The sequence below is a fragment of the Nocardia sp. NPDC006982 genome, assembly GCF_042869435.1.
Taxonomy (GTDB): Bacteria; Actinomycetota; Actinomycetes; order Mycobacteriales; family Mycobacteriaceae; genus Nocardia.
Genome location: NZ_JBIAFV010000011.1, coordinates 250,929 through 264,590, shown reverse-complemented (window position 1 = coordinate 264,590; position 13,662 = coordinate 250,929). Strand labels below are relative to the sequence as shown.

Genomic DNA, 13,662 nt, shown 5'->3' with positions numbered 1-13,662 from the left:
CATGCGCCGCAGGCGCGAGTCTCGACGGCTCGGACGCGAGACACCAGGGGGCCGCGAACACGCCGCGCCGAAGGCGCGGCCAAAGACACAGAGCCCGCGCGCCCGCGCCGCGGAGGCTACTACTACGCTGCCTAGTTATTACTCTCCCTAGCGGAGTGAGCCCGGTCGACATGGAGGGACAACCCGTGACTGCCCTGAAAGCTGTGACCGCCTCGACAGGGGCGCGTCGTCGCATGGTTTCGGTTGCCGTGCTCGCCGCTGGAGCAGCGCTCGTGCTGTCCGGCTGTAGTGCAGGCCAGATCTCGCAGACCGCGACCCAGGTCGCCGCGGTCAACGGCAATCACGCCGACATCGACCGGATCTCGCTGCGCAATGTGCACATCGTCTTCCCGGCCACGGGCACCGACTACACCAACACCAAGGGCGGCAAGGCGATCATCGCGCTGTCGGTCGTCAACAACGGCGAGACCGTCACCGACGAGCTGACCAGCATCACCACCGACCTCGGCACGGTGAAGATCACCCCGCCCGCAGGCGCGTCGGCTTTCCGGATCGCCCCGCAGCAGACCGTCGTCGCGGCGACCTCGCCCACCACCGCAACCGCCGCCAAGTCCGACGAGCACGGTGCGACGCCGAGCAGCTCCGCCGCGCCGACCACCAGCGCCACCCCCGACTCGCACGGAGCCGGCGACAAGACCACCGCCGTCGATCCGGAGAAGAAGCCGGGTCTGATCGAGATCACCGGCCTGTCCAAGGACATCATCCCCGGCCTCACCTACCCGGTGACGTTCAACTTCAAGCAGAACGGCACCGTGACCGTGCAGGTCCCGGTCGACGCCGGTGCGGTCGCCGAACGGCACGAGGGCCAGACCGCCGCGACCGAGGGCGAGCACAAGGGCGGACACTGATCCGCTGACGCCCCGGACAACGTACGGCTGTCGCGCATTCGCGCGGCAGCCGTTTTCGTATCTGTCGAGCCCGCTTGTCGGGGGTGGTACGTAAGGTGCGCCTGTGGCCAAGACCAAGTCGATCTTCCGATGCTCCGAATGCCGGTACGAGGTCGCCAAGTGGGTGGGCAAATGCCCGGACTGCGGCTCATGGGGCACCGTCGACGAGGTAGCCGGATCGGCGGCCACCGCGGCATCACCAGTCGGGCGAAAAGCCATGCTGCCGAGCACCGCCGCCGCGCCCATCTCGCATATCGACTCGAAGGTCACCAAGGCCAGGCCGACCGGGGTCGAGGAACTCGACCGGGTGCTGGGCGGAGGCATCGTGCCCGGATCGGTAGTACTGCTCTCGGGTGAGCCCGGCGTCGGCAAGTCGACGCTGCTGTTGGAGGTCGCCCATCGTTGGGCCACTCAGCGCGACGAGAAGTCGCTGTATGTCACCGCCGAGGAATCGGCCGGACAGGTTCGGCTGCGTGCCGACCGGACCAATGCGGTGCACGAAAGGGTATATCTCGCAGCGGAATCGGATCTGTCGATCGTGCTCGGCCATGTCGAACAGGTGCGCCCGACGCTGCTGGTGGTCGACTCGGTGCAGACCATGCTCGTCCCGGAGGTGGACGGCACCATCGGCGGCGTCACCCAGGTGCGCGCGGTGGCGGCGGCGCTCACGTCACTGGCCAAGGCGAGTGGCATCGCGGTGCTGCTGGTCGGACATGTCACAAAGGACGGCAATGTCGCGGGCCCGCGCACGCTGGAACATCTGGTGGATGTGGTGCTGCAGTTCGAGGGCGACAAGAACTCCACACTGCGCATGGTGCGCGGCATCAAGAACCGCTTCGGCAGCTCCGACGAGGTCGGCTGTTTCGAATTGCACGACGACGGGATTTCCTGCGTCACCGATCCGTCCGGGCTGTTTCTGCACCACCGCACCGATTCGGTATCGGGTACGGCGGTCACGGTCGCGATGGACGGTAAGCGGCCGCTGGTCGCCGAGGTGCAGGGCCTGACCGTGCACACCGAGATCCCGAATCCGCGGCGGGCGGTGAGCGGGCTGGACTACAACCGGGTCGCGATGGTGCTCGCCGTACTGCAGAGCCGCGGGCGGGTGTTCCTCGGCAAGCACGACGTGTACGCCGCGACCGTCGGCGGTATGCGCCTGCTGGAGCCAGCAGCGGATCTCGCTGTGGCACTTGCCATTGCGAGTGCCGAACGCGATCAGGCGCTGCCGGTCGGCTGGATCATTCTCGGTGAGGTCGGGCTGGCGGGCGAGGTGCGCCGGGTCACCGGACTGGAACGCAGACTCGCCGAGGCCGAACGCCTCGGTTTCACCACCGCGCTGGTGCCACCCGGTTTGGCACGCACCAAGAGCGGCATGAAGATCCACGAGGTGACCGACGTCAAGTCGGCCATCCGCCTAGCCGGTCTCCGTAAACAGCGCACCGCAGCCACCGAAACCGCCCCCGACTTCTGAGCCGACAATGACTCTCGGACAACCTGTCAGGCGATGTTGAAGGGTTCGGCGGCGCTGCGGAGTGAGCCCAGTTGGGCGACAACGGCGTACGCGCCGGGTGGAACCTGGACGCGGTCACCCGCACAGTTGGGTTGGGAGGTCGAGCCCGACCAGGTGACCATGAAGGCCGCCTGCTCGCCGCGGTTCAGGGTGCGGACGTCGGGGGCGCCGTCCGGGTAGCAGTCGGTGCTCGACCATAGTCGGCGCTGGCCGTCGAGGCTGGTCACCGAGACCTGCTGCAGTCCGGAGCCGACATCGCGCGAACAGGCCGTGGACGAGATATTGGTGATCACGATGCCGAATACCGGATTCTCACCGGTCTTGTAGGTCGGCTGCTCGACGGTCACCTTCACCGCGAGCGACTGATCCGGGCAGATACCCGCGGCGACCTGGCTGGCGCTCGCAGCCGCAGCGGTAGTACCGGTGGGCTTCGCGCTGGATTCGCCGGTGGTCGGCGGCGGCGTCGACGAGGACGCGCCCGCGGGCTTATTCGTCGCCGACGCGGAACTGGTCGCGGCCGCTTTTGTCGTACCGGGCGAATCGCCGCCGCGCGTGACCGTCAATACCAACCAGATCACCAGTGCGAGCGCCACGACCAGGACACCTACGGCGAGCGCGCGGCGTCGCCAATAGATCTCCGGAGGCAGCGGTCCATTCGGTTCCAGCACGGAGTCAACGGTAAGGGCACGATCCGGTACAGCGACTCAGGACCCCGGCGTGTCGGATCGGAAAACCCGCGCACGGCAGGTAAATTCCGCTCCCACCGTTGGATGTCTCGATTCGGCCGGATCAGGCCAGCTCACCGATATTGCCGACGACTCGCTGCAACTTGACTTCGCCCTCGGCCAGTTTGTATGTGACGCAGGCGATCGCGCATTCACCCGTGGCGACGCGTTGCGAAATGATCATCGAGCGCTGCATGAGCAGTCGGCTGGTCTCCACCACATGTCTGGCCTCCATCTCGTCGACGGTGGACAGCCCCTCCCGGCGCCCGATCAGAATCGACGGCGTGACCCGCTCGACCACACTGCGGATGAATCCGCCGGGCACTTCGCCACCGTCCAGTGCGTCGAGGGTGGCCTTCACCGCGCCGCAGCTGTCATGGCCGAGCACCACGATCAGCGGCACATTCAAGACCTGCACGCCGTACTCGATCGAGCCGAGCACCGAGCTGTCCACGACATGGCCCGCGGTGCGCACGACGAACATATCGCCGAGGCCCTGGTCGAAAATCAGCTCGGCCGCCACGCGGGAGTCGCCGCAGCCGAACAGGATTGCGTGCGGGTGCTGGCCGCTGACGAGCTTGGCCCGGTCGGCCGCGCCCTGACTAGGATGCAGCAGGTTGCCGTTCACGAAGCGTGCATTGCCCTCGCGAAGGGATTTCCAGGCACTGATCGGGTTGGAATCCGGCATACCGACCATTGTGCACATCGCAATGGTTACCAGCGAGTCCGGTTCGTTACGGCTCGGCAAATATCGACCGGCCGCAGGACAATAGGAACGGTGAGGGCAGTGTCGGAGGGCGGCGCAGCGCAACAGCATGCAGGCGGAAAACCCAAGATCACGACGGGTACCAACCGGGTGGATGCCGAATCGTTGCTGGACTGGTACCGGAAGACCGCGCGGGATCTGCCGTGGCGACGCAAGGACGTCACCGCCTGGCAGATCCTGATGAGCGAAATCATGCTGCAGCAGACGCCGGTGGTACGGGTCGAACCGATCTGGCGGGAGTGGGTCGCGCGCTGGCCGGTCCCCTCCGCCATGGCGGCCTCGTCGCAGGCCGAGGTACTGCGCGCCTGGGGCAAGCTCGGATATCCGCGGCGGGCGTTGCGGCTGCACGAATGCGCGAAGGTGCTCACCGAGGAACACGGTGACGAGGTGCCGACCGATGTGGATGTGCTGCTCGGTTTGCCGGGTATCGGCGCGTATACCGCGCGGGCGGTGGCCTGTTTCGCCTACGGACAGCGAGTTCCGGTGGTGGACACCAATGTTCGCCGGGTGGTGGCGCGCGCGGTGCACGGGCGCGCGGAGGCCGGTAATCCGTCGTCGCGCGATCTGCCCGAGACCGAAGCGCTGCTGCCGCGCCGAATCGACCATGCCGCAATGTTTTCCGCCGCGCTGATGGAACTCGGCGCGACGGTGTGCACGGCGCGCACGCCCGACTGCTCGCGTTGCCCGCTGCCGCAATGCGCGTGGGTTTCGGCGGGCAGACCGGTCTCGGATGTGGTTCGTAAGACGCAGAAGTACGAGGGCACCGATCGTCAGGCGCGCGGTCGGCTGCTCGACGTATTACGCGACGCGAGCGGGCCGGTCGAGCGAATCCGGTTGGATCTGGCCTGGACTCGCGATCCCGGCCAGCGCGACCGAGCTTTGGACTCGCTGCTGGTCGACGGCCTCGTCGAACAAACCCCAGACGGGTTGTTCGCGCTGGCCGGTGAGGGCTAGACAATCGGGGTTTTCGAGTCCAACAAGATCGAACAAGCCCCGATCGGACTTTCCACCTATGGACTGCTCGCGCTGGGCGGCAAGGCTGGAACAACCTAATGCGGCGTCATCGAGCGCCTCATCGAATAAACCGACGGGCCGTTCCCCCTGACCGGCGAGGGGCTGAACACAGTCTCATCCGGGAAGGTTCAGGACTTTCCGAAGGAAGGCTTCGACCTCGGTGCGGTAGCGCTCGGGTTGGTCGTCGTGCACCAGATGGCCCGCGCCCGGGATGCGGACGTAGACGGCGTCCGGGTGGACGTCGGCCATCTGCCGCATCTGGCCCTCGGGGGTGATGGTGAATTCGCCCTCGATCAAGAGAACGGGCGCTTCGACCGCGCGCCATTGCGCCCAGAAGTCGCGGGTCCCCCACTCCTCGGAGATATCACGGAAGGTGGCGACCGAACCGTGCAGGCGGTAGCCGTCGGGGCCGTGCTCGAAGGAGTCGAGGAAGTAGCGACCGGCGACCGGGCCGAAGTAGTCCAGCACCGCATCCGCATCCGGAAACGGCTGCGGCCAGGACTCGATCATGGCCGCCCAGTTCGCGGCGGTGCGGCCGCGGAAGTCGGGGGCGATATCCTCGACCACCAGCGCGCGCACCCGCTCCGGATATCCCGCGGCGAAAACCCAGCCGTGCAGACCGCCCATCGAATGTCCGATGACCACCATGGGTTCGGAAATTTCGGCGGTGGCCGCGGCGAGGTCGTCGATGAAGGCCTCGGTGGTCAGTTCCACGGGCGCGGGACGACCGTGACCGGCCGCGTCGAAGGTATAGACATGGCCGAACTTGCGCAGCCAGTCGAGGTGATCGCGCCAGGTGCGGGCACTGCCCATCAGTCCGTGCAGCAGCAGGATCGGCACCCCTGCTCCGCCTTCGTCGTACAACACTGTGACATTTTGCAGCGCCTGCGCGCTGCGTGTTCGCGGCCCCCTGGTGTCTCGCATCCGACCCTTTCGTGCGACCTGCAAGCAGTCGCTAGCGGCGCAGCCGAGACTCGCGACTTGGTCGCATGCGCTTCGGCCGCTCGGCTGTAACGATGGCCGCGCCTTCGCGCGGACGCGAGACGGGCCGCGAACTTCGCTCGTAAGACTCGCTCCGTGGTAGCCGAGTTCATCGGCGAACGTATTGTCGATCCCATGGCTGTTGTGAAGATCAATGCGATCGAGGTTCCGGAGGGCGCGGGCCCCGAGTTGGAGAAGCGATTCGCCCATCGCGCGCACGCGGTCGAGGGCTCGCCGGGCTTCCTCGGCTTCCAGTTGCTGCGGCCGGTGGCCGGGGAGAACCGGTACTTCGTTGTCACCCAGTGGGATTCGGAGGAGTCGTTCGCAGCGTGGCGGGACGGACCCGCGCGCGAGGCGCACGCCGGCGAGCGGCAGAAGCCGGTTTCGACGGGTGCCTCGCTGCTGGAATTCGAGGTCGTACTGGACGTCGCGGCCAAGTCCGCTTCCTGAAACCGCTGGACAGACGCGGCGCGCGACTCGCCCATCCCGGCCTGGGCAAGTTACCCGCCGTGTTGACGGCGGGCGTGCACAGATGTCACAGTTCGAAATGACAAACGCGAGGGTGACGCGGTAATTCGGTGAAATTCCGGAGCGGTCGCGCCACTGTGTTCTTGCACCGAGTCCTTGGTGCCGGAAAGCCAGACACCGGCACCCTTGCACCGAACAACTCACGGGACGCGCATCCCTAGGAGGACTCGAATGGCTATCGCGCATTCACCGAGTCGGGCAACTGATTCACTAGGCACGCTGCTCATCGCAGTGGGCGTCGTTCTTCTCGCATTGCTCACGCTGTACCTGGTCGGCTTCGACCAGGGCGTCATCTCGCGCAGCGGGATGTACCTGCATGAGCTCATGCACGACGGACGTCACCTGCTCGGTGTGCCGTGCCACTGAGTACACCCACCCCGCCGACTCCGTCGGCTGCCGTCCCCCTGGGCGGATCCCTCAAGACCCTGCTGCTCCGTGGCCTGCTGGCCGGCCTCATCGCCGGTCTGCTGGCCGCGACAGTGGGCTATTTCGTCGGCGAACCCAAGATCGACGCCGCCATCTCCATCGAAGAGGCCAATACCGCCAAGGCCGCCGAGCACGCCCAGGAACCAGCCGGGCATACGCACGGTGACGAGGAAGAACCGCTGGTCAGTCGGTCCGGACAGAAGTTCGGGCAGTTCCTTGCGCTCGGACTCGCCGGGCTCGCGCTCGGGGCGATCTTCGCTTCGGTCGCGCATTTCGCACGCCGGTACACCACCTTGTCGGGGCCGAAGCTCGCGCTGGGATTGGCATCGGCCGGCTGGACCGCGATCGTGGCGGTGCCGTTCTTCAAGTACCCGGCCAATCCTCCCGCCGTGGGTGAACCGGACACCATCAACCAGCGCACCCTGCTGTGGTTGGCGGCGGTGCTACTCGGACTGGCTGCCGTGGGTATCGGGCTCTACGTCTACAAACTGCTTGCCGCGCAACTCGGTACGGTCCGGCTGATCGCCGGGGTCGCGGCGTTCGTCCTCATCGTCGTACTCGGGTACGTCCTGTTGCCCGGTGTGAACGAGGTGAAGGACGACTTCCCGGCCGTCCTGCTATGGCAGTTCCGTGCGACATCGCTCGGCGAGACGGCCACCCTGTGGGCCTGCCTCGGCCTCGGTTTCGCGACGCTCACCGAATTCGCCACGCGCGATAGCACTCCGGTACGAGAAACAGCCGCTACCGCAGGCTGATCCGGAGTTCGGACCGCGAAGGGCAGTGTCGGTCGTATGACCGGCACTGCCTTTTCCGTACGGCCGCGAACCGACCCACCGCGCTCGGTTTCCGTGGCATTCACCGGCCTCGTGATCGCGCTGCTCTGCGGCCTCGGCGAGGCCATCACCTACACCGCCGTGCAATTGGACCGCTCGAATGCCGATATCGGCTCGCTCGCAACAGGTTTGGGCGTTCGCGGCGGCATTTATCTGGTGGTTCTCGGCGTTGCCGTCCAGATGACGCGCGGTGCCCGCTGGGCCAGGCTGGTGCTCACCTTCGGCATCGGCGTAATCGGCCTGGCCTCGCTGATCATCGAACCACTGGCAGCCACGTTGTCCACCAAGCAAATCGGCGACCTATTCGACAACCTCACCGCATCCGCGGTGATCACCGGAACCTTCCGCGCCGGACACATCCTGGCCGTCTTGGTCGCCATCCCCGCCATGTACCACCCGACCGCGCGCCACCACTTCCGGCGCATCTAGATGCGCCTCGCATACCCAGTGGCTATCTCGCACAGGCTATTCGGTATGCGCAGTAGTCACCAGGTATGCGACGGACTCACTGCCACCGGGGCCGGACCAGGCCGGATTCGTAGGCCATGACCACGAGTTGGGTGCGGTCTCGAGCGTCCAGCTTCATGAGGATGCGGCTGACGTGGGTGCGGGCGGTGGCGGGGCTCATGAAGAGGCGTTCGCCGATTTCGGCATTGGTGAGGCCCTCGGCCACCAGGGTCATGACCTCGCGCTCGCGGTCGGTGAGTTCGGTGAAGGCGGCGGGCGGGGGTTGTTTGGCGTGCGCGGAGAATTCGGCGATGAGGCGGCGGGTGACGCCGGGTGAGAGCAGGGCGTCACCCGCGGCGACGACTCGGACGGCGCGGACGAGGTCGGCGGGTTCGGTGTGTTTGACCAGGAAACCCGTCGCACCGGCGCGCATTGCTTCGAAGACGTATTCGTCGAGTTCGAAGGTGGTCAGCACGACCACCTTCACCTCGGCGAGTTTCGGATCCTCGGCGATCATCCTGGTGGCGGCAAGGCCGTCCAGGACCGGCATTCTGATATCCATCAGGACCACGTCGGGGGTCAGGCTGCGGGTCATGCGGACGGCCTGTTCGCCGTTGTCGGCCTCGCCCACCACCTCGATGCCGTCCTGCGCATCGAGCAGGGCGACGAAACCGCCGCGCACCAGGGCTTGGTCGTCGGCAACCAATACCCGGACAGGCCCACCCGCGTCCCTCGAACCGCCGCCGTTCATCGCGCCTCCTCCTGAGCCCCCACCTGGGACGGTAACCGGGCCACCACGCGGAATCCGCCACTGGGCCGCGGACCCGCGATGAGCTGGCCGCCGAGGGCGTGTGCGCGCTCGCGCATGCCGAGAATGCCATTGCCGCCGCTCGCTCCGGACTTCGATTGTGTGCCGGTGGCGCGAGCGTTGTCGATGGTGATCTCGACCGAATCGGCGGCATAGCGGATGGTCACCGCGGCCGGTGCGCCGGGTGCGTGGCGGACCACATTGGTCAGCGATTCCTGGATGATGCGGGCCGCCGCCACATCGACGACGCTGGGCAGTTTGTGCGCGGTGCCGATAATGCGGGTGTCGACCGTGAGACCGGCGGCGCGGGTGCGCTGCAGCAGTGCGTCCAGGTCCTCGATGCTCGGGGCCGGGCTCCGCGGGGCGGGCGGCGGGGCTTCGACGCCGCGGGCATCCGAACTGTCTCGGTCCCGTTCGGAATCGGGGCATGCGGGCGCGGATTCCGGCTCGAGCTCCGAGTCGCGCACTTCCGCCGCACTGCCGCTGCGGATCGAGTGCAGCAGCGTATGGACCTCGGCCAACGCATCCTTACTCGCCGTTTTGATCGCCGCGAGCGCCGATTCGGCCTGTTCCGGCTTCTTGGCGAAGAGCTCCAGTGCCACCGAGGACTGCACATTGATCAGCGAAAGACTATGTGCCAGTACATCGTGCAGCTCGCGCGCGATCGCGAGCCGTTCCTCGCTGGCCCGCCGTTCGCGCTGCGCCTCCTCATCGCGGCGTGCCGCCTCGGCCCGCTGCCTGCGTGCCACCAGCACCGCCTGGCGCTGGCGGATCCCCTCCGCGATCGCGACCAGCACACCCAGCCAGGCGATCATTCCGAAGGCCAGCCACGGGTCGGCCGGATGCCCGACCAGCGCGGGCAGCGGCCAGAGCAGCGCGAGATAGCCGATCGGCGCGAGCGGATATGTCCACCAGCGCGATCCGACGATCGCGGCGCTGATGAATGCGATCACCAGCGAGACGAAGATCGGGCCGTAGCCATAGCCGCGCAGCAGGTACACCGCGCAGGACGCGATCGTCACGAGCAGCGCCGGCAGCGGGTAGGAACGGCGTAGCAATAACGCCACCGGTCCGATGAGCAACAGCACATAGCCAAATGCGTCGAGTGAGTGCACTCCGGTCTGGCGCAGGTTGGCATTGCGTCCCCCGACGAGTTGGATCGCCGCGACGACGAGCGCGAGCACCCAGTCCTGAACGACCGGGCCACGTTTCGATTCCCCTGGCGCTGTCACACTTGCAGCCTATTAGCCCGGACGGGTCACGACGTCCGCCGCGCTACGTATGCTCCCCGCCTACCCGAATATTTGTCGAGCATTGGTGCCTCAACGGTCGCGTCGCGGGCCGTCGGTCGAGGTGACAGCCAGGTATGGGCGTTCACCCACGTGCTTCCGAAATCAGTCGTCGCGCCCGCTGTCACGGTGCTTGGTAGGCCGCGGTACGTACGTCGAACTCCGCCGCGCGACGGATGTGCCACCCCTGGTCGGGGGCAGATTCTCGGTGCATGACAGATTCCATCGTCGTCACCGCAGGGCTGACCAAACGCTACGGCACCCACGCCGCCGTCGACCGCGTGCATATGCATGTCGCACCCGGCGAGATCTACGGCTTCCTCGGTCCGAACGGCGCGGGCAAGACGACCACGCTGCGAATGCTGGTCGGATTGATCCGTCCGACCGAGGGCTCCGCCACCGTGCTCGGACATACCCCGGGCGATCCGGCCGTGGTCCGCCGCATCGGCGTCCTCATCGAGGGCCCGGGCTTCTACCCCTACCTCAGTGGCCGCGACAACTTGCGGGTACTCGCGAAATACCGCGGCCTAGCGCGTGCCGATGTGGAGGACGCACTCGACCGCGTCGGCCTCGTCAATCGCGCCGACGACAAATTCCGCACCTACTCCCTCGGCATGAAGCAGCGCCTCGGCGTCGGCGCGGCCCTGCTCGGCCGCCCCGATCTGCTGATCCTGGACGAGCCGACCAATGGCCTCGACCCGCAGGGCATGGCCGAAATGCGGGAGCTCATCACAACTCTCGCCGGTGACGGTCATACCGTGCTGCTGTCCAGCCACATGCTCAGCGAGGTGCAGGAGATCTGCGATCGCGTCGGGGTGATCGCCGGCGGGCAACTGCTCACCGAATCCACCGTCACCGAATTGCGCGGCGCGTCCTCGCTTTTGCTGCGAGCCGAACCGCTGGAGGTGGCCTTTCCCGCGGTGCGCCGAGCGGTCGGCGAGCGCTCGGCCATGTTGACCGCGGGCGGTATTCGGATCGAGGCCGGTGCGGACAGCGCGCCGGTGGTCGCGCGTGCGGTCGTCGAATCCGGCGCGGATCTGCTGGAACTGCGGACCGATGAAAAGTCCCTGGAAGACGTGTTCTTCGAAATGACCCAATTGGAGCCGGCGAAATGAACGCGACAATGAAAGACCTGATGGCGAGCACGAGAGCGGAAATGCTGCGACTGCGTAAGTGGCCCGCATTCTGGATCATCCTCGGCACCTGGATTCTGCTGAATCTCACCTTCTCCTACCTGTTCAACTACCTCGCCTACTCCTCCGGCGATATGAAGACGATGTCGAACGGCGTGCCCAAAGACGTTCTGCTGCACCAGATGTTGCCCGCCGCGGTGCCGGAGGTCTTCACCCAGGGCATGGCGATGTTCGGTGGTGCGCTGATGCTCATTCTGGGCGCATTGACCATCGGTAGCGGATATGGCTGGGGCACTTGGAAGACCGTGCTCACCCAGGGGCCGTCGCGGACCAATGCCATCGGCGGTGCGCTGATCAGCCTTGCGGTCACGGTTATCGGGCTGGTGTGCGTCGCGTTCGTGGCGGATATCGGGGTCGCCTCGATTATCGCGACAACCCAATCACAGTCGCTCGCACTGCCAGGCCTCGGCCAGGCGTTGAACGGAATCATCACCGGCACAGCGATTCTCGGGATGTGGACGCTGGCGGGCGCACTGATCGGGGCGATCGCGCGCGGCCCCGCACTGGCCGTCGGGCTCGGACTGGTATGGGTACTGGTGGTGGAGAATCTGCTGCGCGGTGTCGCGGCGATCTTCAGCCCGATCAAGGTGCTCACCGATCATCTGCCCGGGACGGCAGCGGGTTCGATGGCCGGTGCGATGCGGACCGTCGATGGGCCGTCGACGCCGGGGGTGCTCGACATCCTGTCGCGGACTCAGTCGCTCATCGCGCTGGTGGTGTACGTGGCGCTTTTCGCGGCGGGCACGATGTGGCTGGTGCAGCGGCGCGACATGGTCTGATCCCTGGCACCGAAACCGTTGGCGGACAACAGTTCGCCAACGGTTCGCTGCGTTCAGGGCTCGGACAGCACGGAACGGGCCAGTTCGGCCAGCGCCGCCGCGATCTGCGCGGAAGTGAGACCACGCGCCCGCTGATGCCGGTAGACCTCGGCGGCCAACGGTGCGAGCAGCGAATCGGCCATGGCGTCCGGTTCCCCGACGCCACCGGCCACCAACAGTGACCGGACGTGCAGGAACCAGAAGCCGTACGCACCGGTGGCGAACCGCGCGCCGCCGGTCTCCGCGCCGAGCACCAAATCCGCGTGCCCGTCCAATAATTCGACCATGGCAGCGTAGAAGGCGGCGAGCCGTTCGGCGGGCGGTGCGCCGGGACCGAGCGGTGGTTCGCCGCGCAACAGCTGCTCCTGCAGTGCGCGTTCGTGTTCGTCGAGCAGTGCGACGGCGATCGAATTCTTATCCGGATAGCGGCGATAGAGCGTGCCGCGACCGACCCCCGCCGCCTTGGCGATGTCGTCCATCGTGACGGTGCGCGGATCCCGCGTTGCGAACAGTTCGGCGGCCGCGGCGAGTACCTTGGCCCGGTTGCGGGCCGCGTCCGCGCGCTCGGTCGGCACTGCGGGTTCCGAATGCCCGCCGAGCAGGTCCATATCGCTGTTCATCACCTCGACTGTACTCGACTTTCCAAGCAAGTGGACACATCGTCCGCTTACCTGTACGGTTTCAACCGGACATAATGTCCAGTTAGATTCACAGGAGAGATCATGAGCACGTTGTTGCACCTCGATGCCAGCGCACGGCGTCGATCCATCAGCCGGGAACTGAGTGCGGCATTCGCCGAGGCGTGGCGCGCCGAGAATCCGGAGGGCGGCTACATCCATCGCGACCTGGCGGCCGAGCCGGTGCCCTTCATCGACGAGGCATGGACCGAACTATGCGATGCCGTCCTCGCCCAACCCAGCACTGATCTGAACCGCCTCGCCGAACTGGTCCGCACACCGGAACAGGCCGCCGCCTGGGCGATAGCGGAGCCGCTGCTGATCGAACTGCTGGCCGCCGATGTGATTCTGATCGGCACCCCGATGTACAACTATTCGATCCCGGCAGCGCTCAAGGCCTGGCTCGATCAGGTGACCTTTCCGCGAATGTCTCTGGGCGAAAGGCGATTCGTGGTCGTCTCCGCACGCGGCGGGTCGTACGCACCCGGCGCTCCCAAGGCCGCCTTCGACTATCAAGAGCGCTATCTGCGCGATTTCTTCGCGGGCCATTTCGGCGTCACCGACACCGTCTTCGTCAATGCGGAACTCGCCAATTCGCGGCAGGACCCGGCACTCGCGCATCTGCGCGGCAAGCATGACGAGTCCTATTCGGCCGCACTGGAATCCGCGCGCAATTCGGCCGGCCGCTGACGACTGCTTT

16 protein-coding genes and 1 riboswitch are annotated in these 13,662 nt (G+C 66.5%); of the genes, 10 read left to right on the top strand and 6 right to left on the bottom strand.

Annotated features, from left to right (window positions below; genetic code table 11):
* Positions 1–185 precede the first annotated feature (185 nt).
* Together ACFYOW_RS34670 and radA are read left to right on the top strand one after the other, a co-directional pair.
* A complete protein-coding gene (locus tag ACFYOW_RS34670) occupies positions 186–908 on the top strand; it encodes a hypothetical protein (RefSeq protein ID WP_387294265.1) in 723 nt (240 codons plus the stop codon).
* Positions 909–1,011: 103 nt separating this feature from the next.
* A complete protein-coding gene (radA, locus tag ACFYOW_RS34665; protein ID WP_387294264.1) occupies positions 1,012–2,418 on the top strand; it encodes a DNA repair protein RadA in 1,407 nt (468 codons plus the stop codon).
* 26 nt (positions 2,419–2,444) lie between these two features.
* Here radA and ACFYOW_RS34660 read toward each other — a convergent pair whose 3' ends face one another.
* Positions 2,445–3,125, bottom strand: coding sequence for a hypothetical protein (locus ACFYOW_RS34660; RefSeq protein WP_387294263.1), 681 nt, complete (start codon positions 3,123–3,125; stop codon positions 2,445–2,447).
* A gap of 121 nt (positions 3,126–3,246) precedes the next feature.
* On the bottom strand, positions 3,247–3,870 hold the full coding sequence (locus tag ACFYOW_RS34655) for a carbonic anhydrase (RefSeq protein ID WP_387294262.1): 624 nt from the start codon (positions 3,868–3,870) through the stop codon (positions 3,247–3,249).
* 147 nt (positions 3,871–4,017) lie between these two features.
* Here ACFYOW_RS34655 and ACFYOW_RS34650 point away from each other — a divergent pair, with 147 nt between their 5' ends.
* A complete protein-coding gene (locus ACFYOW_RS34650; RefSeq protein ID WP_387294286.1) occupies positions 4,018–4,902 on the top strand; it encodes an A/G-specific adenine glycosylase in 885 nt (294 codons plus the stop codon).
* Between the two features lie 174 nt (positions 4,903–5,076).
* Here the strand turns inward: ACFYOW_RS34650 and ACFYOW_RS34645 are convergent, their stop codons facing one another.
* On the bottom strand, positions 5,077–5,829 hold the full coding sequence (locus ACFYOW_RS34645) for an alpha/beta fold hydrolase (protein ID WP_387294261.1): 753 nt from the start codon (positions 5,827–5,829) through the stop codon (positions 5,077–5,079).
* A 249-nt stretch (positions 5,830–6,078) separates the two neighbouring features.
* Here ACFYOW_RS34645 and mhuD point away from each other — a divergent pair, with 249 nt between their 5' ends.
* The 4 genes from mhuD (at position 6,079) to ACFYOW_RS34625 (ending at position 8,159) form a co-directional block, all read left to right on the top strand.
* Complete coding sequence (mhuD, locus tag ACFYOW_RS34640; RefSeq protein WP_040686177.1) at positions 6,079–6,393, top strand: mycobilin-forming heme oxygenase MhuD; 315 nt, start codon at positions 6,079–6,081, stop codon at positions 6,391–6,393.
* A 65-nt stretch (positions 6,394–6,458) separates the two neighbouring features.
* Positions 6,459–6,612, top strand: a riboswitch (cobalamin riboswitch).
* Between the two features lie 30 nt (positions 6,613–6,642).
* The gene (locus ACFYOW_RS34635) at positions 6,643–6,837 is read left to right on the top strand and encodes a CbtB-domain containing protein (protein WP_040686176.1); all 195 of its coding nucleotides are present in this window, start codon (positions 6,643–6,645) and stop codon (positions 6,835–6,837) included.
* Positions 6,828–7,652, top strand: coding sequence for a CbtA family protein (locus ACFYOW_RS34630; RefSeq protein ID WP_387294260.1), 825 nt, complete (start codon positions 6,828–6,830; stop codon positions 7,650–7,652). The genes ACFYOW_RS34635 and ACFYOW_RS34630 overlap by 10 nt, the downstream gene beginning before the upstream one ends.
* Positions 7,653–7,688: 36 nt before the next feature.
* Positions 7,689–8,159, top strand: a complete 471-nt coding sequence (locus tag ACFYOW_RS34625; protein WP_387294259.1) for a hypothetical protein — start codon at positions 7,689–7,691, stop codon at positions 8,157–8,159.
* A gap of 76 nt (positions 8,160–8,235) precedes the next feature.
* Here ACFYOW_RS34625 and ACFYOW_RS34620 read toward each other — a convergent pair whose 3' ends face one another.
* Together ACFYOW_RS34620 and ACFYOW_RS34615 are read right to left on the bottom strand one after the other, a co-directional pair.
* Positions 8,236–8,928, bottom strand: coding sequence for a response regulator (locus ACFYOW_RS34620; protein WP_387294258.1), 693 nt, complete (start codon positions 8,926–8,928; stop codon positions 8,236–8,238).
* Positions 8,925–10,217: a sensor histidine kinase gene (locus ACFYOW_RS34615; protein WP_387294257.1), complete on the bottom strand. Its 1,293-nt coding sequence runs from the start codon at positions 10,215–10,217 to the stop codon at positions 8,925–8,927. Before ACFYOW_RS34615 ends, ACFYOW_RS34620 begins: the two co-directional genes overlap by 4 nt.
* Positions 10,218–10,486: 269 nt before the next feature.
* Between ACFYOW_RS34615 and ACFYOW_RS34610 the strand changes: the two genes are divergently transcribed.
* A complete protein-coding gene (locus tag ACFYOW_RS34610; protein ID WP_387294256.1) occupies positions 10,487–11,389 on the top strand; it encodes an ABC transporter ATP-binding protein in 903 nt (300 codons plus the stop codon).
* Positions 11,386–12,246: an ABC transporter permease gene (locus ACFYOW_RS34605; protein WP_387294255.1), complete on the top strand. Its 861-nt coding sequence runs from the start codon at positions 11,386–11,388 to the stop codon at positions 12,244–12,246. The genes ACFYOW_RS34610 and ACFYOW_RS34605 overlap by 4 nt, the downstream gene beginning before the upstream one ends.
* Before the next feature lie 53 nt (positions 12,247–12,299).
* Here the strand turns inward: ACFYOW_RS34605 and ACFYOW_RS34600 are convergent, their stop codons facing one another.
* Positions 12,300–12,905 carry a TetR/AcrR family transcriptional regulator gene (locus ACFYOW_RS34600; RefSeq protein WP_387294254.1) on the bottom strand — a complete coding sequence of 202 codons (606 nt, stop codon included), beginning with the start codon at positions 12,903–12,905 and terminating at the stop codon, positions 12,300–12,302.
* A 102-nt stretch (positions 12,906–13,007) separates the two neighbouring features.
* On the opposite strand from ACFYOW_RS34600, the gene ACFYOW_RS34595 reads away from it, so the two are divergent.
* Entirely contained in the window at positions 13,008–13,652 is a 645-nt protein-coding gene (locus ACFYOW_RS34595; protein ID WP_387294253.1) for an FMN-dependent NADH-azoreductase, read from the top strand.
* The last annotated feature ends 10 nt before the right edge of the window (positions 13,653–13,662 follow it).